The sequence below is a fragment of the Arthrobacter sp. HMWF013 genome (assembly GCF_003061105.1).
Lineage (GTDB): Bacteria > Actinomycetota > Actinomycetes > Actinomycetales > Micrococcaceae > Arthrobacter.
Genome location: NZ_QAIQ01000652.1, coordinates 1 through 1,355, shown reverse-complemented (window position 1 = coordinate 1,355; position 1,355 = coordinate 1). Strand labels below are relative to the sequence as shown.

Below are 1,355 nucleotides of genomic sequence, written 5' to 3'. Positions count from 1 at the left end.
GAATCACCCGTGCAATCGAAGAGGCCACCCAACTGAATCTGCCACTGCTGGCCTCCCCCGTTTCCGGGGGAACAAGAATGCAGGAAGGAACGGCCGCTTTCGTCCAAATGGCGAGGATCACCGCCGCTGTCAACGCCCATAAGGACGCCCGGCTCCCTTATCTGGTGTACCTCAGGCACCCCACGACCGGAGGCGTCTTCGCATCATGGGGATCACTCGGCCACATCAACGTGGCACAGCCCCACGCTCTTGTCGGGTTCCTTGGGCCAAAGGTTTACAAAGCGCTTCACGGCAATGACTTTCCAGCCGGCGTGCAGCAGTCCGAGAACCTATACCGGAATGGCATCATCGACGCGGTCCTGGACCCCAGGCATCTGCGCACTTTCCTCATCCGCATGCTGAAAGTTCTCCAATCGAAAGCCGGGACGCCCGCACCCTTCGCCAGCCTGCCTTCGCCAGCAATAGCCAGTACCGGGGATACCGACTCCTGGGCCGCTGTCACCGCCTCCCGGGACCCCAGACGAGCAGGCTTGCGCAGCTTCCTGCGCCGAGCAGCGACAGACCTTGTGCCCCTCAGCAGTTTCGCTCCCGGCAACAGCCAGGTCGTGTCACTGTCCATAGCCACCATTGCAGGCCAAGGCACCGTCGTCGTCGGACTCGACAGGCGCGCAGCCGCAGACGGAACGCCGCTGGGACCCCAAGCGCTCCGCGAAGCGCAGCGCGGGATGAGGATCGCGTCCGACCTCGGACTGCCCCTGCTCGCCGTTATTGACACACCCGGGGCCGATCTCTCGGTAGAAGCGGAGGAAGGGGGCCTTGGACGGGAGATCGCACGGAGTCTTTCGCTGCTGCTCGCCCTCCGTGTCCCGACGGTGACGCTGCTCCTGGGCCAGGGCGCCGGAGGCGGGGCGTTGGCCTTGTTTCCGGCGGACAGAATCATCGCCTCCAGTGACAGCTGGCTTGCCCCCTTGCCCCCTGAAGGCGCCAGCGCTATCGTCCACGGCAGCACGGACCATGCTGCGGAGATGGCCCGCCAGCAGCGTGTAGGTGCCGCGGCCATGCTTCAGGATGGACTCGTCGATGAAGTCGTCAGTGACTCCCCCGGAGCTTCCTCGAATATCTTCTTCGACAACGCCGCCCGCGCAGTGCAACAACACCTCGGGGCAATCGCGCAGATCGACCCGGACATGCTCATTAAGGAACGCTGCCAACGCTACGAAGTGATCGGCGCACGTGAACTGGATACCGCCCAGATCGTCCCGTCGCACTGATTCACGCCACCGCCCAAGCCCAAGCCCAAGCCCAAGCCCATATTCCAGGATCGAAGTGACGGTCACCATGAAACAGGATAAGAA

At 63.5% G+C, this 1,355-nt stretch carries 1 protein-coding gene; it reads left to right on the top strand.

Translation table 11 applies throughout. The features are described 5' to 3' along the window. A partial coding sequence (locus DBR22_RS21470; protein WP_219928154.1) for a carboxyl transferase domain-containing protein occupies positions 1–1,271 on the top strand: 1,271 nt, incomplete at its 5' end. Between the last annotated feature and the right edge of the window lie 84 nt (positions 1,272–1,355).